We start from the raw sequence: 19,515 nt of genomic DNA on the forward strand, positions 1-19,515 counted from the left end.
GCTTTCGGCGACACCACCCCGGGCGGTCCGCCGCGCCGCCCGGTGAACTGAAGGGGCCGGCTCGCACGCACTCGGTGCGCACCGGCCCCGACGCGTGTCCGAGGGCGGCTACCCCGGTAGCCGATCGCTACTCCAGCGCCTCCCCCAGCGCCGCGTACACGGGCTTCGGCCTCAACTGCTCCGGGTGAAGTCCCGCGTCACATCACCCCAGGGCCGAGTCGATCTCCAGCCGCCGTGGAACCACCCAGCCGGCGCCGCGAGAGGCGGAGCCGCCTGCTGCTCGATGCGCACCACGTCCTTCACCGGGACCGGCGCGGCCACTCCCGGCAGGTCCGATGTCAGCCCGGCCAACTCGCCCATCGTCCGGGCCGCGAGGGCGGCCTCCACGCGCTCGGCCAGCGCCTCCACGCTCACCGGCCGTCCCCGGCGGCAGCGGCCAGCGCCTCCACCACACGGTCCCGGTCCACGTGCGCGGCCCGCAGCTCAGCCGACATGTCTCCACCCCCGATTCCCGAATCCCGCCGCCCGACCAACAAGGACGCGAAACTTAAGCTATGTCGCGTTATACCCAACGACCGGCCCCCGTCCACGGTTCCCGCCCCCTCGCCCTATCGTGACCAGCATGCAGTCCTACACGATCGGCCAGGCGGCGCGGCTGCTCGGCGTGAGCCCGGACACCGCCCGCCGCTGGGCGGACGCCGGCCGGGTGGCGACCCACCGCGACGAGACGGGGCGCCGGCTCATCGACGGCAGGGACCTCGCCGCGTTCTCCGTCGAACTCGCCAAGGCGGGCGGGAGCGAGGAGGACGCGGGCGCCTCCTACACCTCGGCCCGCAACGCCTTCCCCGGCATCGTCACCGCGATCAAACTCGGCGATGTGGCGGCCCAGGTCGAAATCCAGGCGGGCCCCCACCGCCTGGTCTCCCTCCTGACCCGGGAGGCCGTCGAGGAACTGGGCCTGGAGGTCGGCATGGAGGCCACCGCCCGCGTGAAGTCGACGAACGTACATATCGACCGGGTCTGAGCGGGCCCGGATCCATCCGTCCGGTCCGCGCCCACAACAAGGGGGCCCGTAGAAACGCACGTGCCCACCACATCCCCCCATCACCCCAGCTCTTGCGATGCCCCAGGAGGCTTACCCCTCGCATGTGCGGCAGTATCATCGCCGCATGGCCGTCACGCGACGGTCGCGCAGGGCACGACCGCCCGTGCTGAACGACCAGAGGAGCAGATCCGGGATGACCCGTTCCATGCGCCGCCCCCGGCGGATGCTGGTGGCCGCCGCAGGAGTCGCCGCCCTGCTGGCTCTGAGCGCCTGCTCCCCCTCCGACAGCTCCAACGGCTCCGACAAGTCGGAGAGTTCTCCGAACTCCTCCCCCAAGTCGGCGAAGCTCTCCGGCACGGTGACCGTCTTCGCCGCCGCCTCGCTCCAGGAGAGCTTCACCAAGCTGGGCCAGGAGTTCGAGCGGCAGCACCCCGGCACGAAGGTCAGCTTCAGCTTCGGCGGCAGCGACAGCCTCGCCGCGAGCATCACCGGCGGTGCCCCCGCCGACGTCTTCGCCGCCGCCAGCCCCAAGACGATGGCGATCGTGACGGACAAGAAGGACGCGGCCGGCACGCCGGTCACCTTCGTCCGCAACCAGCTGGAGATCGCCACCCTGCCGGGCAACCCCGACAAGGTCTCCTCCCTGAAGGACCTGACCAAGTCCGGCCTGAAGGTGGTCCTGTGCGACGAGACCGTGCCGTGCGGCGCCGCCGCCCAGAAAGCCCTGGGCGCCGGCGACCTCAAGCTGACCCCGGTCTCCTACGAGCAGGACGTCAAGAGTGCCCTGACGAAGGTGGAGCTGAAGGAGGCCGACGCCGCGGTGGTCTACACGACGGATGTGAAGGCGGCGGGTGACAAGGTGGAGGGCGTGGAGTTCCCCGAGTCGGCCAAGGCCGTCAACGACTACCCGATCACCCTGCTGAAGAACGCGCCCAACGCCGAGACGGCCAAGGCGTTCATCGCGCTGATCCGGTCCGCCGACGGCCAGAAGGTGCTGACCGAGGCCGGGTTCCTCAAGCCGTGACCGGGGCCCGCGACTCAGGTGCCGCGGCCGACACCCTGGTGGGCGGTCCGCGGCGCCGACGCGTGAGAAACGGCGGACGCGGGGCGCCACTGCCCCTCCTCGTGCCTGGCCTGGCCGCCCTGGCCTTCCTGTTGCTGCCCCTGATCGCCCTGCTCGTCCGCGCCCCCTGGCACAGCCTCCCCGACCAGCTGACCAGCCCCGAGGTCTGGCAGGCGCTCCGGCTCTCCCTGGTCAGCGCGACCGCGGCGACCGCCGTGAGCCTGGTCCTGGGCGTGCCGCTGGCCTGGCTGCTGGCCCGTACGGACTTCCCCGGACGCGGCCTCGTACGGGCCCTGGTGACCCTGCCGCTGGTGCTGCCCCCCGTGGTGGGCGGTGTGGCGCTGCTGCTGGCTCTGGGCCGCAACGGGGTCGTCGGGCAGTGGCTGGACTCGTGGTTCGGGATCACGCTGCCGTTCACCACGACCGGCGTCGTGATCGCCGAGGCCTTCGTCGCCATGCCGTTCCTCGTCATCAGCGTCGAGGGCACGCTCCGCGCCGCCGACCCGCGCTTCGAGGAGGCGGCCACCACCCTCGGTGCCTCCCGCTTCACCGCGTTCCGCCGCGTCACCCTCCCGCTGATCGCCCCCGGCATCGCGGCGGGCGCCGTCCTGGCGTGGGCCCGCGCGCTGGGCGAGTTCGGCGCGACCATCACCTTCGCGGGCAACTTCCCCGGCCGTACCCAGACGATGCCGCTCGCGGTCTACCTCGCCCTCCAGAACGACCCCGAGGCGGCGATCTCCCTCAGCCTGGTGCTGCTGACCGTGTCGATCGCGGTGCTGGCGGGCTTGCGGGACCGGTGGATGACGGCATCATCATGACCCGCGGCTCCCTCCGGACGTGCTGGACGATCCCCTCATGACCGACACCGACGACACCAAGGCCGGCCTCCGCACCGAGGACGTGGGCGGGTCGGGCCTGGACGCCCGGCTCGTCGTCGACCGCGGCTCCTTCCGCCTCGACGTCACGCTGACCGCCGCACCGGGTGACGTCGTCGCACTGCTGGGCCCCAACGGCGCCGGCAAGACCACGGCCCTGCGGGCGCTCGCCGGTCTCGTCCCGCTCACCGGCGGCCACCTGTGGCTGGACGGCGCCGCCTTGGACCGTACGCCACCGGAGTCCCGTCCCGTCGGCGTCGTCTTCCAGGACTACCTGCTCTTCCCGCACCTGTCCGCCCTGGACAACGTGGCCTTCGGGCCGCGTTGCCGAGGGGCCACCAAGGCGGAGGCCCGTGCCCAGGCCGCCGCATGGCTGGACCGCATGGGCCTCGCCGACCACGCCGGCGTCAAGCCCCGCCGCCTCTCCGGCGGCCAGGCCCAGCGCGTCGCCCTCGCCCGCGCCCTGGCCACGCACCCCCGGCTGCTGCTCCTCGACGAGCCGCTCGCCGCCCTCGATGCCCGCACCCGCCTCGAGATACGGGCGCGGCTCCGCCGCCACCTGGCGCAGTTCGAGGCGGTGGCGGTCCTGGTGACGCACGACCCGCTGGACGCGATGGTGCTCGCCGACCGGCTGGTCGTCGTCGAAGACGGCCGGGTGGTCCAGGAGGGCTCCCCCGCCGACATCGCCCGCCATCCGCGTACGGACTACATCGCACAACTGGTCGGTCTGAACCTCTACAAGGGCCGCGCCGAGGGGCACACCGTCCGCGTGGAGGCAGGTCCGACGATCACGACCACCGAGGACCTGGCCGGGGAGGTCTTCGTCGCGTTCCCCCCGGGTGCGGTCACCCTCTACCGGGACCGGCCGACCGGCTCCAGCGCCCGCAACCTGTGGCGCTGCGAGGTGGCCGGCCTGGAGACCCACGGCGACCAGATCCGCGCCGACCTCATCGGTGAGCTGCCGCTCGCCGCGGACCTCACCACGGTCGCCGCGGCCGACCTCGACCTGCACCCGGGCGTGCCGGTGTGGGCCACGGTCAAAGCGACGCAGACCCACGCATACCCGGCATGAAGCGCCCGTCGTCGTACGTTGATGCCCATGACCTTGAGCATCCGCAACCAGCTCCCCGGCACCGTCACCACCGTCCAGCCCGGCGAGGTCATGGCCGCAGTCAAGATCCGCCTGGACGGTGGCCAGGACCTCACGGCGGCCATCACCTCGGAGGCCGTCGAGCAACTCGCCCTCGCCCCGGGTGCCACCGTCCGCGCTCTGGTGAAGTCGACGGAGGTCTCCCTGGCCACCAACCGGGTCGACGGCCTCTCGATCCGCAACCAGCTCCCCGGCACGATCACCCACCTCACGATCGGCGAGGTCATGGCCTGCGTGAAAGTCGCCGTGGACGGCGGCGAACTCACCGCCGCGATCACGAAGGACGCGGCCACCGACCTCGGCCTCTTCGTGGGCTCCGACGTCGTCGCCCTGATCAAGTCGACCGAGGTCTCGCTCGCGACGGCCTGACACACGAAGGGCTCCGCCCCGGCCACAGGAGGCCGGGGCGGAGCCCACGCAGGCGCTGGGATCAGTCCTGGTACGCGTCCAGCGGCGGGCAGGAGCAGACCAGGTTCCGGTCGCCGAAGGCCTGGTCGATGCGGCGCACCGGCGGCCAGTACTTGTCGGCGGCCGAGCCCCCGGCCGGGAACACGGCCTCCGCGCGGCTGTAGGCGTGGTCCCACTCGCCGCCCAGAGCGGCGGCGGTGTGCGGGGCACCCCGGAGCGGGTTGTCCTCGGCGGGCCACTCGCCCGAGCCGACCTTCTCGATCTCCGCTCGGATCGCGATCATCGCCTCGCAGAACCGGTCCAGCTCGGCCAGGTCCTCCGACTCGGTCGGCTCGATCATCAGCGTGCCGGCCACCGGGAAGGACATCGTCGGCGCGTGGAAGCCGTAGTCGATGAGCCGCTTGGCCACATCGTCCACGGACACGCCGGTCGCCTTGGTCAGCGGGCGCAGGTCGATGATGCATTCGTGCGCGACCAGGCCGCCGGGGCCGGTGTAGAGCACCGGGTAGTGCGGCTCGAGGCGCTTGGCGATGTAATTGGCGGAGAGCACGGCCACCTGCGTGGCCCGCTTCAGGCCCTCACCGCCCATCAGGCGGACGTACGCCCACGAGATCGGCAGGATGCCCGCGGAACCCCACGGAGCCGCCGAGATCGGCCCCACACCCGTCTCAGGACCGGCCTCGGGCCGGAGCGGGTGGTTCGGCAGGTACGGCGCAAGGTGCTCGCGCACGGCCACCGGGCCGACGCCGGGGCCGCCGCCGCCGTGCGGGATGCAGAACGTCTTGTGCAGGTTCAGGTGGGAGACGTCACCGCCGAAGTGGCCCGGCCTGGCGAGGCCGACCAGGGCGTTGAGGTTGGCGCCGTCGACGTAGACCTGGCCGCCGGCCTCGTGGACCTGGGCGCAGATGTCGGCGACGTGCTCCTCGAACACGCCGTGCGTCGACGGGTACGTGATCATCAGCACCGCCAGCTCGTCGCGGTACTGCTCGATCTTCGCCCGCAGGTCCTCGACGTCGATCTCGCCGTCCTCGGCGGTCCTGACGACGACGACCTTCATGCCGGCCATCACAGCGCTGGCGGCGTTGGTGCCGTGCGCGGAGGACGGGATGAGGCAGACGGTGCGCTGGTCGTCGCCGTTCGCCCGGTGGTAGCCGCGTACGGCGAGCAGACCGGCGAACTCGCCCTGGGAGCCGGCGTTCGGCTGCAGCGAGACCTTGTCGTAGCCGGTGACCTCGGCGAGACGTTCCTCCAGCTCATGGATGAGCGTGAGGTAGCCCTGCGCCTGCTCGGCGGGCGCGAAGGGGTGCAGCTGCCCGAACTCCGGCCAGGTGACCGGCTCCATCTCCGTGGTCGCGTTGAGCTTCATGGTGCAGGAGCCCAGCGGGATCATGCCGCGGTCGAGCGCGTAGTCGCGGTCGGCCAGCCTGCGCAGGTAGCGCAACATCGCCGTCTCGGAGCGGTGCTGGTGGAAGACCGGGTGGGTGAGGTAGTCGTCGGTGCGCAGCAGGGCATCGGGGAGCGCGTCCTCGGTCGCCGCGTCCAGGGCCTCGATGCCGGCCTCGACACCGAACGCCGTCCATACGGCGGCCAGCTGAGCCCGGGTCGTGGTCTCGTCGCAGGCGGCCGAGACGTGGTCGGCGTCGACGAGCCGCAGGTTGACCCCGTTCTCCCGCGCGGTGGCCACGATGTCGGCGGCCCTGCCGGGCACGCGCGCGGTGACCGTGTCGAAGAAGGCGCCGTGGACGACCTCGACACCGCCCGTCCGCAGCCCCTCGGCCAGGAGGGTGGCGTACCGGTGGGTGCGCCGCGCGATGGTCTTCAGGCCCTCGGGCCCGTGGTAGACGGCGTACATCCCGGCCATGACGGCGAGCAGCACCTGCGCGGTGCAGATGTTGCTGGTGGCCTTCTCGCGGCGGATGTGCTGCTCGCGGGTCTGCAGCGCGAGGCGGTAGGCCTTGTTCCCGTCGGCGTCGACGGAGACGCCGACGAGGCGTCCGGGCAGGCTGCGCGCGAACTTCTCGTGCACCGCCATGTAGCCGGCGTGCGGCCCGCCGAAGCCCATCGGGACGCCGAAGCGCTGGGTCGTGCCTACCGCGATGTCCGCGCCGAGCTCACCCGGCGAGGTCAGCAGGGTCAGCGCCAGCAGGTCGGCGGCGACGGTGACGAGCGCGCCGAGCTCGTGCGCCCGGTCGATGACCGGCTTGATGTCGCGTACGGCCCCGGAGGCGCCCGGGTACTGGATCAGCACGCCGTTGATCTCACGCTCGGCGACCTCGGCCGGGATGCCCTCGCTGAGGTCGGCGACCACGACCTCCACGCCGGTCGGTTCGGCGCGGGTCCGGATCACGGCGATGGTCTGCGGCAGCGCGTCCGCGTCGACCAGGAACAGGCCCTTCTTGTTCCTGCCCATGCGCCGGGACAGCGCCATCGCCTCGGCCGCGGCCGTGCCCTCGTCGAGCAGCGAGGCGCCGGAGGTCGGCAGTCCGGTGAGCTCGGCGACCATGGTCTGGAAGTTCAGCAGGGCCTCGAGCCGGCCCTGGGAGATCTCCGGTTGGTACGGCGTATAGGCGGTGTACCAGGCCGGGTTCTCCATGACGTTGCGCAGGATGACGGGCGGCGTGAAGGTCCCGTAGTAGCCGAGCCCGATCATCGAGTCGAGGACCTGGTTGCGATCGGCGAGCGAACGCAGCTCGGCAATCACTTCGGCCTCGGTACGGGCACCCGGCAGGTCCAGGGCGTCGGCGTTCTTGATCACATCCGGCACCGCGGCGGCGGTCAGCTCGTCGAGGGAGCCGTAGCCGACCTGCGCGAGCATCTTGGCCCGCGCCTCCTGGTCGGGCCCGATGTGGCGCTGCTCGAAGGGGATGCCCTGTTCGAGCTCGGAGAGCGGAGTGCGGTGGGCGGTCATTGCGGAGGCCTCCTGGTCTGACGCGACCTTCGAGGGGCACCCCGGCGCGGGTACCCCGACGGCCTCCCCCTCTGTCATCTCAACCTGAGAGCTTCACCGGGTCACCCGAAGGCCCCGGCTTTCACCGTCGGTGAGAGCGGAAGCCGTCGAGACACCCGCCCTGCTTTCCAGAGTGACCTCGTCCGTGCGGTACGTGGGCCTGAGAGATTCCGGGGAGGATTTGCTCCTTCGGCGCCTCCGATGGTGTCCGGAGGACTCTCCCGCACGGGGTCAGCAGCCGCTTGCCAGCGTACCAGCGAGGTCAACGCCCGATCCTTCGAGTGGCCGCCTGGGTGAATGTGCTCTTTTGTAGTGCTTACGGATGAGTTGCGACCAAGAGGAGGGACCGTGCGAACCGACATCGATCCTCGCCATCTGATCGGCCGCAAGGCGTTCGACCGCAATGGCGACAAGATCGGCACCATCGACGAGGTCTACCTCGACGACGCGACCGGCGAGCCGGAGTGGGCGGCCATACGGACCGGCCTGTTCTCCCGGGACGCCTTCGTCCCGCTGGAGCCCAGCGAGCTGATCGACGACGCCCTCCAGGTCCCCTTCGACCGGTCCCTCATCAAGGACGCGCCCGACTTCGGCGTCGGCCGCCATCTCTCTCCCGAACAGGAACTCCAGCTCTACCACCACTACGGCCTCGACGCGGCCCCGGCACCCTCGCTCCCGGACCACGACTTCGGCAACCTGGCGGGCACGGACGAGACGGCGGGCCCGACGTAGCGGGCGAGACAGCAGAGGGCGGCCACGGGGCCACCACCGGCACCGACCCCCTACCGCCGGGATCACTGGTCCCCCTCCCCGGCGGCGCCCTCCGGGCATCACACGGCTACCGACCCTCGCCGGCCTCTGCATCATCAGCAGTGCCGCTGACTTCATCCGCACCGCTTCTGGGCCTGCCCGCACCCCGTCCGGACGTCTCCACCCCAACAGGTCTGTCCCTCTCGGCCCCGATCCTCTCGGCCCCGATCCTCTCGGCCCCGATCCTCTCCGCACCGGCCCCGGATCCCTCCGAGCGGCCCCGAAGCCCGTCCGCACCACCCCGGCTCTTTCCGCACCGCCTCGGGATCCCTTCGCACCACCCACGGGCCTGTCCGCACCGCCCTGCCCTTTCCGCACCGACTGCCTAGCCGCCCGCAGCGACGCGGGACCACTCCGTATCACCGCCGAGCCCGACCAGACCACCTCCGGATCTTGTCCGACCGCGCCGCACGCGTGCAGGGACCGCCGGGGGCCATATATCGGCCCCCTCCGCGCCACCGCCGGAGTTCTGCCCGCCCCTCCATGCCCCTCCGCGCCGACGCGCCGCAGGTCCGCAGGTCCGCAGGTCCGCAGGTCCGCAGGTCCGCAGGTCCGCAGGTCCGCAGGTCCGCAGGTCCGCAGGTCCGCACCAGCCTCAGCCCCCACCGGGCCACCCCTGGGCTCCACGGCACCGCTTTCCTTTCCGCCCCTGCGCGCCATGTGCCGTTCCAGTCCCTCTGCACCGCCGCCAGATTTCTCCGCACCGCTTCCTGGCCGACCCGCCCGACACCGGACCGCTCCGCACCACCCCACCCCTCCGCACCGCTTCCCGGCGGTTCCGCGCCGACGCGGAACGGCCCCGCACCGCCCCGCCCGCTCCACCCACCCCTCGACACCACCCCCACCCCTCGACACCACCCCGAGCCAGATCACACCTGCCCCGCGTCCGCCCGCCCCTTCCCTCAGGGCCGCCCTCACGCCCCTAAGGATTCATCCACCCTCCCCCAGGCGCTCCCCGCCCCCTCCTCCCCGCCCCCGGAAACCAACGGCAGCGGATCGGCCGGTGCCAGCTCCGGGTCGTCGACCCGGAACGTCCGTACCCGGCCGGGCTCCGAGTCGGGTGTCTCGAAGCGCACGGTGACCCGCCCGAGGCCGCTGCCCTGTACCCAGCCGTGCCCGAACTCGGTGTGTCGCACATCGTGTCCCGCGGGCCAGCGCCGTTCGGTCACCGCGGGCTGTTCCTCGACGGGCGCGGCCACCGCCTCCTCCGCCTCCGCTTCGGCCAGCTCGCCCGCCGCCTGCGCGAACAGGTCCTCCTGCGTGTAGTCGGCCAGCCCCGAGACGCCCACTCCGAGGAGCCGCACGCCACCGGTCGTGTCGACGGAATCCAGCAGCCGGGCCGCCGCCTCCCGCACCACCGCCGGATCGTCCGTGGGCCCACGGAGCGTCTCGGACCGGGTCAGCGTGGAGAAGTCGTACCGCCGCACCTTGAGCACGATGGTCCGCCCCGACAACCCGGCCTCGCGCAGCCGCCGCACGCACCGGTCGGCCAGCCGCTGCACCTCGAGCCCCACCCGCACCCGGTCATGGATGTCCACGTCATAGGTGTCCTCGACCGACACCGACTTGGCCTCCCGCTCCGCCACCACGGGGCGCTCGTCGTGCGCCAGCGCCATGGCGTACAGCACGTGCCCGTGAGCCTTGCCCAGCAGCCGTACGAGCTCGTCCTCGCCCGCCTCCGCGAGCTCGTCGACCGTGGTGATCCCGGCACGCCGCAGATGGTCCCCGGTCGCCGGGCCCACCCCAGGCAGGGTCCGGACCGGCATGGGACCGAGCAACGCCCGCTCGGTCCCCGGCTCGATCACCACCAGCCCGTCGGGCTTCGCCTGCTCGGAGGCGATCTTCGCGAGCATCTTGGAGGCGGCGAGCCCCACCGATCCCGTGAGCCCCGTGACGGCCCGGATGTCCGCGCGCAGCTTCGCCCCAGTCAACCGCACCGACTCCTCGTCCCAGGCCGTTCCCCCGGCCTCCAGGTCCACGAACGCCTCGTCCAGGCTCAGCGGCTCCACGAGCGGGGACAGCGCCCGCAGCAGCCCCATCACCTGCTCGCTGATCGACCGGTACAGGCTGAAGCGCGGCACGAGATACGCGGCGTTCGGAGCGAGCCGGCGCGCCTGGGCCATGGGCATCGCCGAGTGGACTCCAAAGACCCGTGCCTCGTACGACGCGGTGGCGACCACCCCGCGCGGCCCGAGCCCGCCCACGACGACGGCCTTCCCACGCAGGCTCGGCTTGGACGCCTGCTCCACCGAGGCGAAGAAGGCGTCCATGTCGAGATGCAGGATCGTGGGCGCGTTTCTCACATCTCCGATGCTGCACCACGCCACTGACAATGCCCGGCACGGGGCAGGGCGGAAGGGGGTCAGACCGCCCGGTTGCGCCGCCGCGCCAGTTCGTCCGCGGGATTGGGCCCGACGAGGGTCTCCCCGGTGTCGACGCGCTCCCCGTGCAGCTGCGAGAGCGCGCTTTCCACGTCCCGCCAGACCACGCCCACGGCGATCCCGAAGATCCCCTGACCGCCCTGGAGCAGGGCGTGGACCTCGTCCGGGGAGGTGCACTCGTAGACCGTGGCGCCGTCGCTCATCAGCGTCATGCGCTCCAGGTCACGGAAACCGCGTTCCCTGAGGTGCTGGACGGCCGTGCGGATGTTCTGCAGCGAGACGCCGGTGTCCAGAAAGCGCTTGACGATCTTCAGTACGACGACGTCCCGGAAGCTGTACAGCCGCTGCGTGCCGGACCCGTAGGCAGGCCGCACGCTCGGCTCGACCAGGCCGGTACGGGCCCAGTAGTCGAGCTGCCGGTAAGTGATGCCGGCGGCCGCGCAGGCCGTCGGACCGCGGTAGCCGATCTGCTCGGACGCCATGGACGCCGCCCCTCCGCCGCTCGGCACGGCCGTCGGTCGCTGCGGGAGGTGATCGGCCGCGCTGGGGTGAAGCGGGTACGGACCGCTCTCCCCGAAACCGCGTCCGGGGGCACCCCCAGCCGTACCGTCGCCGCTGCTTCTCACGCCGACCTCCGTCCTTGACCTGCCTTCTCGACGGTAGGCAGTCACCAGGGGTGCGTCAACGATCGCCACACTCGGCACGCCGAGTGATAATCACCCTAAGAGTGGTTTCCCGTGCCCCACCGCGGGGAAAGGCTAGCCGAATGCGCTGGCGGGGAACCGCAAGACGCTCTCACTGGCCGCCGGCACGTGCCATCGCGACGGCCGGTCACGGACCGCGTGTCCGCCCCGGTCGGCCACCGTCTCACTGGCTGCTGGTGCCGAAGTCCTCGGGCGAGATCTGGTCGAGGAACTCGCGGAACTTCTCCACCTCGTCCTCCTGCTCGTCCGGAATCGCGATGCCCGCGTCGTCGAGCACCGTGTCGCTGCCGTAGATCGGCGTTCCGGTGCGCAGGGCCAGCGCTATGGCGTCGGACGGGCGGGCGCTCACCTCGACGCCGCTGGCGAAGACCAGCTCCGCGTAGAAGACGCCCTCACGCAGATCCGTGATGCGCACTTCGGTGAGCTCCTGACCGACGGCCTCCAGCACGTCCTTGAACAGGTCGTGGGTCAGCGGTCGTGCGGGGGCCATGCCCTGCTGGGCGAAGGCGATCGCCGTCGCCTCCCCCGGTCCGATCCAGATGGGGAGGTACCGGTCGCCGCCCACTTCACGCAGGAGCACGATCGGTTGGTTGGAGGGCATTTCCACCCGGACACCTACGACATCGAGCTCGTTCACACAGCAACCCTAGGCCGTGCCCGGGACGTTTGGGTAGTCGGGCCGGGAACGGGTGACCGATCCGGCCTCCCCGGCACCAGTGCCACTCAAGGCAGCCGCACCCCGAGCGCGGTCTGCACCAGGGCCGCGTGCAGCTTCACCGTGAGCGCGGCCAGCTCCTTCGTACAGGCCTCGGCATGGGCCCTGGTCTGCGGATTGCGGTGGCGCTTGAGCGGGGCCACCACCTGGTCCACGAGGCCCGCCTCGCGGTCGGCCGCGGCCTTCATCACCCGCAGATGGCGCGGCTCGATCCCGAACCGTCCCAGCTCCGCGACGAGCGAGGCGACGGTGACGGCCTCCGCGTCGTACACGTCGCCCTCCAGCGGAGCGATGAGCCCGTACGACTCCCACTCCTGCAGATCCCTCTCGTCGATCCCGGCGGCCACCAGCAGCTCGGCCCGCCCGATCCGGGCCGCCGCGGTCTCCTCTGCGGGCTCCAGGACGGTCTCGCCGTCACGCTGGCGCCCCACGACCGGCAACTGCACGGCCTCGCCGCGCTCCATGGCGTCAAGGTGTTCCCGGATCACCTTCAGCGGCAGGTAGTGGTCGCGCTGCATCCTCAGGACGTGACCGAGGCGCTCCACATCCCCGGCGCTGAACTTTCGGTACCCTGAAGGAGTCCGCTGCGGCTCGATCAGCCCCTCCGACTCCAGAAACCGGATTTTGGAGATCGTGACTTCGGGGAACTCCTCGCGCAGCACGTTCAGCACCGTGCCGATACTCATCAGCCCACTGTCCGTGGCGGCGATGCCGTGCCCGGCACCGCCGCTCGGTGTTCGAAGCATGGACCTTCCCTGGGGGTACCCCCGGACGGGAGTCCGGGGGAGGGTCAGATGCCCTGCCGGCTCGAATAGAAGACCAGCCGGTACTTGCCGATCTGCACCTCGTCACCGTTCGACAGAGCGACCTGGTCGATCCGCTCACGGTTGACGTACGTGCCGTTCAGACTGCCCACGTCGGCCACCGTGAACGAGCCGTCCGGCAAACGCCGGAACTCCACGTGACGGCGCGAGACCGTCACGTCGTCCAGGAAGATGTCGCTCTGCGGATGACGCCCGGCCGTGGTCAGCTCGCTGTCCAGCAGGAAGCGGCTGCCCGAGTTCGGACCGCGGCGCACCACCAGCAGCGCCGAGCCCAGCGGCAGCGCCTCGACGGCCGCCTGCGCCTCCGGGGAGAGCATCGGCGTCTGGCCGGTCGCCTCGGCGTCGTAGGCCTCCAGGCCCGAGATGGAGATCGTGGACGTCGTCTCGGAGGGACGCTCCGCCACGGCTCCGGGGCGCAGCGGCGCACCGCAGTTGGAACAGAAGCGGGCGTTCTCCGCGTTGCGGTTACCGCACCTCGTACACACCAAGGCCGACATGGACGGATCCTCCTGCCCCGCCGGAGCGTTGGACGCGTACGGGCCGGAGGTAAACCCTCCACCCGTACCTGAGGTTGACGGTTGCCCGAAACCTATGTCGCCGGACTGGGCAGGGTCAACAGACGCCGCGCCCTGACCTCCGGAAATGTCACCGCCCGGACCAGCGACCTGGTCACGGAACAGCGGCCGCTGACCTTCTGCGTCAGGCTGTGCGCGATGACGAGCGGTCGCGTTGCCGCTGCCCTCTCGCGCGCTCTTGCCGAACAACTTCGCAAACAACTTCACGGGCGATTCCCCTTGACCGAAACAGACCCGCCCGTGGGGCAGGACGAACCCTGAATGCCTACACCGGCCGACCCGGACACCCTCACAACGTCCGTGACCACCAGACAGTTTCCACCACGCACCACCTCTTCGGTGCGCCGACCCCCCGCAACCTCATGCCCGTGCCGGACGTCCCCCATGCACCACCGGTTCACCGGGAGGACGACCGAGCGTAGTCAGGCTGCTTCGCCGGTCGCAAGGCGTCCACGACGATCTTGGTCGACTGTTCGACGGTCACGGTGGCCTGCTCCTTCTCAAGAGTCTGCACCACGCCTCCGGGGATGTTGAGGGCCGGCTCGAGGTCCTGCGGCTTGCCGATGACCTTGAAACGATAGGGGGCGTTGATCTTGTTCCCGTCGACGCTCACGCTCTTGCCGGAGTCCGTGAGGTAGGTGCCGGCGACGACCCGTACACCGTTCACCTGGATCGCCTCCGCACCGGCCGCGCGCAACTCCTGGATCGCGTCGAGCAGCATGTCCGCCTGGACCGTCCCCTTCGTGTCGTTGATCGTGATCGTGATGCCCGGACCCTGTGCCGCCTCGGTGCCCGCGAGGATACCGAGTTGCTTCTCCTTCTCGGCGGTCTGCTTGCGCGCCTCCGCGGCCTGGTCGGAGCTGCTCTGCAGTTCCTGCCGCTGCTTCTCCAGTCCCTGCTTCTCGTCCTCAAGACGCTGGGTGCGGTCGTCGAGTTCATCGAGGATACGGACGAGATCCTCCTGACGGGCACCGCGCAGGGCGCTGTCACTGTCGCTGTTCGACGCCACCTGCACGGCCAGCCCGAAGCCGAGACCGAACAGCAGCACCGCCACGATGAGTTGGGCCCGGGTGACCCGAGGCGGCCACAGGCCCTGGACCAGCCGCTGGCGGCCGGTCAGTGCCTGCTGGGGCTTCTCCTCCCCGGTCTGCCGGGACTTCTCCTCGGCGGCCTGCTCGGGCTCGGGGGCCGGCGTGGGCGCCTCGTCGGGCAGTTCCTTGCGCAGCCCGTTCTCCGGCTGCTCGTCGTGGTTGCTCATCGGTGTCACGCCCGGAACACGTGTCGCCGGATCGCCGCGGCGTTGGAGAAGATACGGATGCCGAGGACCACCACGACGCCGGTGGACAGCTGCGCGCCCACGCCCAACTTGTCGCCCAGGAACACGATCAGCGCGGCCACGACCACGTTCGACAGGAACGACACCACGAAGACCTTGTCGTCGAAGATGCCGTCGAGCATGGCCCGCAGACCGCCGAAGACGGCGTCGAGCGCCGCCACCACGGCGATCGGCAGGTAAGGCTCGACGACCGCCGGAACCTCAGGCCGGACCAACAGGCCGGCCACGACTCCCACGACGAGGCCCAGTACGGCGATCACGATGTGCCTTTCTCAGTGCTCGGCTGTGCTGTACGTACGATCACACTCGGTGCGGCGGGCAGCCGGACGTCGCTCTGCGTGGAGATGCCGGTCCGGATGCCGTAGTTCTCTTCCAGGGCGTGCAGATACAGCCCGTCGGCGCTGTTCTGGAACCTGGTGCTCAACCTCTCCCCGTCCCCCACCGCCAGCACCGTGTAGGGCGGCATCAGCGGCTTGTTGTCGACCAGTATCGCGTCACCCGCGGCCCTGATCGCCGACAGGGCGGTCAGGCGCTGCCCGTTGATGGAGACGGCCTCGGCGCCCGAGGCCCACAGCCCGTTCACCACACGCTGCATGTCCCGGTCCCGTACCCGGCCGGTGTCGGAGAATCCCGAGGTCTCGCGCGGGTTGCCGTCGCCGCCGGTGGTGGCTTCCTTGGCGTCGTTCACGACGAGCTTGACGCCCGGTCCGTGCACGGCCGTGGCGCCCGACAGCACGCCGACCAGGTCCGCCTGCCCGCTGCCGCCGCTCTTCTTCAGCGCTGCCCGCTGCCGCGCGCTCACGTCGTCACGCAGCTTGTCCACGTCGCCCTCGAGCTTGTCCGCCGCCGCGGTCTCGCGGTCGATGCGGTCGATCAGCTCCTGTCGCTCCTTGGCGACCACGGGCGCCGCCACGCGCGCCTGTGCCGCCCCGACGGTCACCACGAGCGCCGCGAGAACCAGACCGGCGGCGAGACCGAGCTTCGCCCGGAGCGTCTTCGGCAGACCGCCCTCCCCCTGGGCCTTCCTCCGGGCGGCGGCCTCGGCGTACCCGTCGTCGAGGCTGTGGTCCATGACATTGGTGATCAACGACATGGAGGCATCCGGACGCGCCGGCCGCGAGGGTGTGCTCCGAACGGGGGGTTGCTGCGGCATGCCGCACATCGTCGCATGTCGCGACCAGTACCTCCGAACGGCCCCACCGGCGTGCCGGACAGGCCCCCTTGGGGACACTTGTCCGGCACGCGCGCGTGCGGCCGGTTTTACCGTCCGGCGCTGTCCACGACCGCGGACCACTCGTCGAGCAGGGCCTGCGCGGAGGCGTCGTCCGGCCCTTCCGCCCACAGGTGCGTAACCGCCTCGGCAGGGTCGGGCAGCACCATCACCCAACGCCCGTCCGTCTCCACGACCCGCACGCCGTCGGTCGTGTCGACATAACGGTCTCCGGCGGCCTCGACGACCCGCCGCATGACGAGCCCCTTGACGGCCCAGGGAGTCGCCAGGTCCCGCTTGAGGACGTGCGCCCGCGGGATCCGTGCGTCGATCTGGCTGAGGGTGAGCTGCGTCCGCGCCACCAGGCCGATCAGACGTACGAAGGCCGCCGTGCCGTCGTAGACGCTGCTGAACTCGGGGACGATGAACCCGCCCTTGCCGTCACCGCCGAAAATGGTGCCTTCCTCGCCGCCCACGCGCGTGAGGTCGTCGGGAGACGTGGTGGTCCACTCGACCTGGGTGCCGTGATAGGCGGCGACCTGCTCGGCGATCCTGGTGGTGGTCACCGGCAGCGCGACACGGCCACTGCGCCGCTCGGCGGCCACGAGATCCAGCATCACGAGCAGCGCCCTGTCGTCCTCGATGATCCGGCCCTTCTCGTCGACGAGCGACAGCCGCTCGCCCACGGGGTCGAACCGGACGCCGAACGCGGCACGCGAGGACGCCACTATCTCTCCGAGGCGCACCAGCCCCGACCGCCGCATGTCGGCGGTCTCCGTCGGCCTGGACTCATCGAGGCCGGGGTTGATCGTCAGCGAGTCCACACCGAGCTTTCCGAGCAGGCTGGGCAGCACGAGTCCGGCACTGCCGTTCGAGGCGTCCACGACGACCTTGAGCCCCGCTTCGGCTATCCCGGTCGTGTCGACGTTCCGCAGCAGCGACCCGGTGTACGAGTCGAAGACGCTCGCCGGGAAGTGCAGGTCACCGATCTCTCCAGGGAATGCGCGCCGGTACTCCTGGCGCGCGAACACCCGGTCCAGTTTCCGCTGGCTCGCCTGCGAGAGGTCCGCCCCGTTCCCGTCGAAGAACATGATGTCCACGGAGTCGGGAACACCCGGCGACGTCCGGATCATGATTCCGCCGGCGCTGCCCCGCGCGGTCTGCTGCCGGGCCACCGGCAGCGGTACGTTCTCCAGGTCCCGTACGTCGATGGCGCTGGCCTGGAGCGCGGAGATGACCGCCCGCTTGAGCGCACGGGCACCGCGGGAGTGGTCGCGGGCCGTGGTGACGGTGGAGCCCTTCTTGAGGGTGGTGGCGTAGGCGCCGGCCAGCCGCACCGCGAGCTCGGGCGTGATCTCCACGTTCAGGATCCCGGTGACCCCGCGGGCGCCGAAGAGGTGCGCCTGTCCCCGGGACTCCCAGATGACCGACGTGTTGACGAACGCACCGGCCTCGATGGTCTTGAACGGGTAGACCCGGACATTGCCCTGGACGATCGATTCTTCGCCGATCAGGCACTCGTCACCGATGACCGCGCCGTCCTCGATCCGGGCCGCGCGCATGATGTCGGTGTTCTTGCCGACGACACAGCCCCGCAGGTTGCTGTGCTGTCCGACGTAGACGTTGTCGTGCACGACGGCCTTGTGCAGGAACGCGCCGCTCTTGACGACGACGTTGGACCCCACGACGGTGTGCTCACGGATTTCGGCGCCGGCCTCGACCTTGGCGTAGTCGCCGATGTAAAGCGGCCCGCGGAGCACGGCGTCGGGATGCACCTCGGCGCCCTCGGCCACCCACACGCCCGGAGATATCTCGAATCCGTCGATGTCGACGTCGACCTTGCCCTCGAGCACGTCGGCCTGCGCCTTCACGTAGCTCTCGTGCGTGCCGACGTCCTCCCAGTAGCCCTCGGCGACATAGCCGTAGACCGGCTTGCCCTCCTTCATGAGCTGCGGGAAGACGTCGCCGGACCAGTCGACGGGGACGTCCGGCTCGACGTAGTCGAAGACTTCGGGCTCCATGACGTAGATGCCCGTGTTCACGGTGTCCGAGAAGACCTGCCCCCAGGTCGGCTTCTCGAGGAAACGCTCGACCTTGCCTTCCTCGTCGACGATGGTGATGCCGAACTCCAGAGGATTGGGCACACGCGTCAGGCAGACGGTGACCAGCGCGCCCTTTTCCTTGTGGAAATTGATCAGCTCGGTGAGGTCGAAGTCGGTCAGCGCATCGCCGGAGATGACAAGGAAGGCATCGTCCTTCAACGCCTCTTCGGCGTTCTTGACGCTTCCGGCGGTACCGAGTGGCTTCTCCTCGTTGGCATACGTGAGCTCCATTCCGAGCTCCTCGCCGTCACCGAAGTAGTTCTTGACGAGCGATGCCAGGAACTGCACGGTAACGACGGTCTCGGTGAGCCCATGCCGTTTGAGCAGCCGAAGCACGTGCTCCATGATCGGGCGGTTCGCCACGGGCAGGAGCGGCTTGGGCATGCTCGAGGTCATGGGGCGAAGGCGAGTGCCTTCACCACCGGCCATCACGACGGCCTTCATGTCGGAAGCGTCCTCCTCCAAGAGATGACGGTCTAGCCGACTTCACCCGTCCCGATTGTCCCGCACTTTTCCGCCAACGGCCATCGAGGCACTACGTCCGGACAATCGCCGAGCTCAATCGGCCATGGGGTCCGCACGAACCAGACGGCGGACTTGAACCACGTAGAGCACTCCTGCCCACCAATAGAGGGTTGTACCCCATCCTGCGAACGCCCATCCGAAAATAGCAGCGAGTGACGAGATCCATCCAGTTCCGTCACTGAGCAACAACAGGGGGAAGGCGTACATCAGGTTGAAGGTCGCTGCCTTCCCCAGGAAGTTCACCTGCGGCGGCGGATAGCCGTGTCGCCTGAGGATCCCCACCATCACCAGCAGAACCAGTTCTCGCGCGACGAGTACGGCTGTCAGCCACACTGGCAGGATCTCGCGCCAGGTCAGTCCGACCAGCGTCGACAGAATGTAGAGTCGGTCGGCGGCCGGATCAAGGAGCCGGCCAAGGCTGCTGATCTGGTTCCAGCGCCGCGCGAGTTTGCCGTCCAGATAGTCACTGATCCCGCTCAGCGCCAGCACGAGCAGCGCCCAGGTATCGCTCTTGGGACCCCCGAACTCCGGCCGGAGGATCAGCCACAGGAAGAGCGGTACGCCGACGAGCCGCGCCATGCTGAGGATGTTCGGGATGGTGAGGACCCGGTCCGTCTGGACGCGGGTCTCCTGGACCTCCACCCGGGGGCCTCCTGTGGGAAACGTGCCAACGATGCTCCCTGACCTTACCTCAACGCAAAAAAGCTCTGGCTCCTGGGCTGTTGCCCAAGAGCCAGAGCTCTAAAAGGAGTTCGGCGGTGTCCTACTCTCCCACAGGGTCCCCCCTGCAGTACCATCGGCGCTGTGAGGCTTAGCTTCCGGGTTCGGAATGTAACCGGGCGTTT

General features: G+C 70.2%; 18 protein-coding genes, 1 rRNA gene and 1 riboswitch. Of the genes, 6 read left to right on the plus strand and 13 right to left on the minus strand.

Annotated elements, in window-relative coordinates:
* Positions 1–171: 171 nt before the first annotated feature.
* Complete coding sequence (locus ACIBBH_RS25500; protein WP_399408286.1) at positions 172–414, minus strand: DUF1707 domain-containing protein; 243 nt, start codon at positions 412–414, stop codon at positions 172–174.
* 208 nt (positions 415–622) lie between these two features.
* On the opposite strand from ACIBBH_RS25500, the gene ACIBBH_RS25505 reads away from it, so the two are divergent.
* The 5 genes from ACIBBH_RS25505 (at position 623) to ACIBBH_RS25525 (ending at position 4,502) form a co-directional block, all read left to right on the plus strand.
* Complete coding sequence (locus ACIBBH_RS25505) at positions 623–1,024, plus strand: molybdopterin-binding protein (protein WP_399408288.1); 402 nt, start codon at positions 623–625, stop codon at positions 1,022–1,024.
* A gap of 214 nt (positions 1,025–1,238) precedes the next feature.
* A complete protein-coding gene (modA, locus tag ACIBBH_RS25510) occupies positions 1,239–2,069 on the plus strand; it encodes a molybdate ABC transporter substrate-binding protein (RefSeq protein WP_399408290.1) in 831 nt (276 codons plus the stop codon).
* Positions 2,066–2,926 carry an ABC transporter permease gene (locus ACIBBH_RS25515; protein WP_399408292.1) on the plus strand — a complete coding sequence of 287 codons (861 nt, stop codon included), beginning with the start codon at positions 2,066–2,068 and terminating at the stop codon, positions 2,924–2,926. The genes modA and ACIBBH_RS25515 overlap by 4 nt, the downstream gene beginning before the upstream one ends.
* Positions 2,927–2,963: 37 nt before the next feature.
* A complete protein-coding gene (locus ACIBBH_RS25520; RefSeq protein ID WP_399408294.1) occupies positions 2,964–4,055 on the plus strand; it encodes an ABC transporter ATP-binding protein in 1,092 nt (363 codons plus the stop codon).
* A 27-nt stretch (positions 4,056–4,082) separates the two neighbouring features.
* Positions 4,083–4,502, plus strand: a complete 420-nt coding sequence (locus tag ACIBBH_RS25525; RefSeq protein ID WP_399408296.1) for a molybdopterin-binding protein — start codon at positions 4,083–4,085, stop codon at positions 4,500–4,502.
* A 61-nt stretch (positions 4,503–4,563) separates the two neighbouring features.
* On the opposite strand, the gene gcvP is transcribed toward ACIBBH_RS25525, so the two are convergent.
* Positions 4,564–7,449: an aminomethyl-transferring glycine dehydrogenase gene (gcvP, locus tag ACIBBH_RS25530; protein WP_399408298.1), complete on the minus strand. Its 2,886-nt coding sequence runs from the start codon at positions 7,447–7,449 to the stop codon at positions 4,564–4,566.
* A gap of 177 nt (positions 7,450–7,626) precedes the next feature.
* A riboswitch (glycine riboswitch) is annotated at positions 7,627–7,722 on the minus strand.
* Between the two features lie 114 nt (positions 7,723–7,836).
* Between gcvP and ACIBBH_RS25535 the strand changes: the two genes are divergently transcribed.
* Positions 7,837–8,220 (plus strand): PRC-barrel domain-containing protein, encoded by a 384-nt coding sequence (locus ACIBBH_RS25535; RefSeq protein WP_399408300.1) that lies wholly within the window; start codon positions 7,837–7,839, stop codon positions 8,218–8,220.
* A gap of 992 nt (positions 8,221–9,212) precedes the next feature.
* On the opposite strand, the gene ACIBBH_RS25540 is transcribed toward ACIBBH_RS25535, so the two are convergent.
* The 11 genes from ACIBBH_RS25540 to rrf all read right to left on the minus strand — a co-directional run.
* Positions 9,213–10,601, minus strand: a complete 1,389-nt coding sequence (locus tag ACIBBH_RS25540) for a DNA polymerase IV (RefSeq protein WP_399408302.1) — start codon at positions 10,599–10,601, stop codon at positions 9,213–9,215.
* 59 nt (positions 10,602–10,660) lie between these two features.
* Complete coding sequence (locus ACIBBH_RS25545) at positions 10,661–11,305, minus strand: MerR family transcriptional regulator (RefSeq protein WP_399408304.1); 645 nt, start codon at positions 11,303–11,305, stop codon at positions 10,661–10,663.
* A gap of 241 nt (positions 11,306–11,546) precedes the next feature.
* On the minus strand, positions 11,547–12,020 hold the full coding sequence (locus ACIBBH_RS25550; RefSeq protein WP_026253112.1) for a bifunctional nuclease family protein: 474 nt from the start codon (positions 12,018–12,020) through the stop codon (positions 11,547–11,549).
* Positions 12,021–12,106: 86 nt separating this feature from the next.
* Positions 12,107–12,844 carry a MerR family transcriptional regulator gene (locus ACIBBH_RS25555; RefSeq protein WP_399408305.1) on the minus strand — a complete coding sequence of 246 codons (738 nt, stop codon included), beginning with the start codon at positions 12,842–12,844 and terminating at the stop codon, positions 12,107–12,109.
* 44 nt (positions 12,845–12,888) lie between these two features.
* Complete coding sequence (locus tag ACIBBH_RS25560; protein WP_399408307.1) at positions 12,889–13,704, minus strand: FHA domain-containing protein; 816 nt, start codon at positions 13,702–13,704, stop codon at positions 12,889–12,891.
* Positions 13,705–13,894: 190 nt separating this feature from the next.
* Positions 13,895–14,755 carry a DUF881 domain-containing protein gene (locus ACIBBH_RS25565; protein ID WP_399408309.1) on the minus strand — a complete coding sequence of 287 codons (861 nt, stop codon included), beginning with the start codon at positions 14,753–14,755 and terminating at the stop codon, positions 13,895–13,897.
* A 5-nt stretch (positions 14,756–14,760) separates the two neighbouring features.
* The gene (locus ACIBBH_RS25570) at positions 14,761–15,093 is read right to left on the minus strand and encodes a small basic family protein (protein ID WP_003988855.1); all 333 of its coding nucleotides are present in this window, start codon (positions 15,091–15,093) and stop codon (positions 14,761–14,763) included.
* Complete coding sequence (locus ACIBBH_RS25575) at positions 15,090–15,926, minus strand: DUF881 domain-containing protein (protein WP_399408311.1); 837 nt, start codon at positions 15,924–15,926, stop codon at positions 15,090–15,092. The genes ACIBBH_RS25570 and ACIBBH_RS25575 overlap by 4 nt, the downstream gene beginning before the upstream one ends.
* A gap of 167 nt (positions 15,927–16,093) precedes the next feature.
* Positions 16,094–18,589, minus strand: coding sequence for a sugar phosphate nucleotidyltransferase (locus ACIBBH_RS25580; RefSeq protein WP_399408313.1), 2,496 nt, complete (start codon positions 18,587–18,589; stop codon positions 16,094–16,096).
* Between the two features lie 114 nt (positions 18,590–18,703).
* Positions 18,704–19,312: a CDP-alcohol phosphatidyltransferase family protein gene (locus tag ACIBBH_RS25585; protein ID WP_399408315.1), complete on the minus strand. Its 609-nt coding sequence runs from the start codon at positions 19,310–19,312 to the stop codon at positions 18,704–18,706.
* A 108-nt stretch (positions 19,313–19,420) separates the two neighbouring features.
* Positions 19,421–19,515 (minus strand): 5S ribosomal RNA (rrf, locus tag ACIBBH_RS25590); the annotation flags it as partial.

The organism is Streptomyces sp. NPDC051636 (assembly GCF_044453765.1).
Classification (GTDB): domain Bacteria; phylum Actinomycetota; class Actinomycetes; order Streptomycetales; family Streptomycetaceae; genus Streptomyces.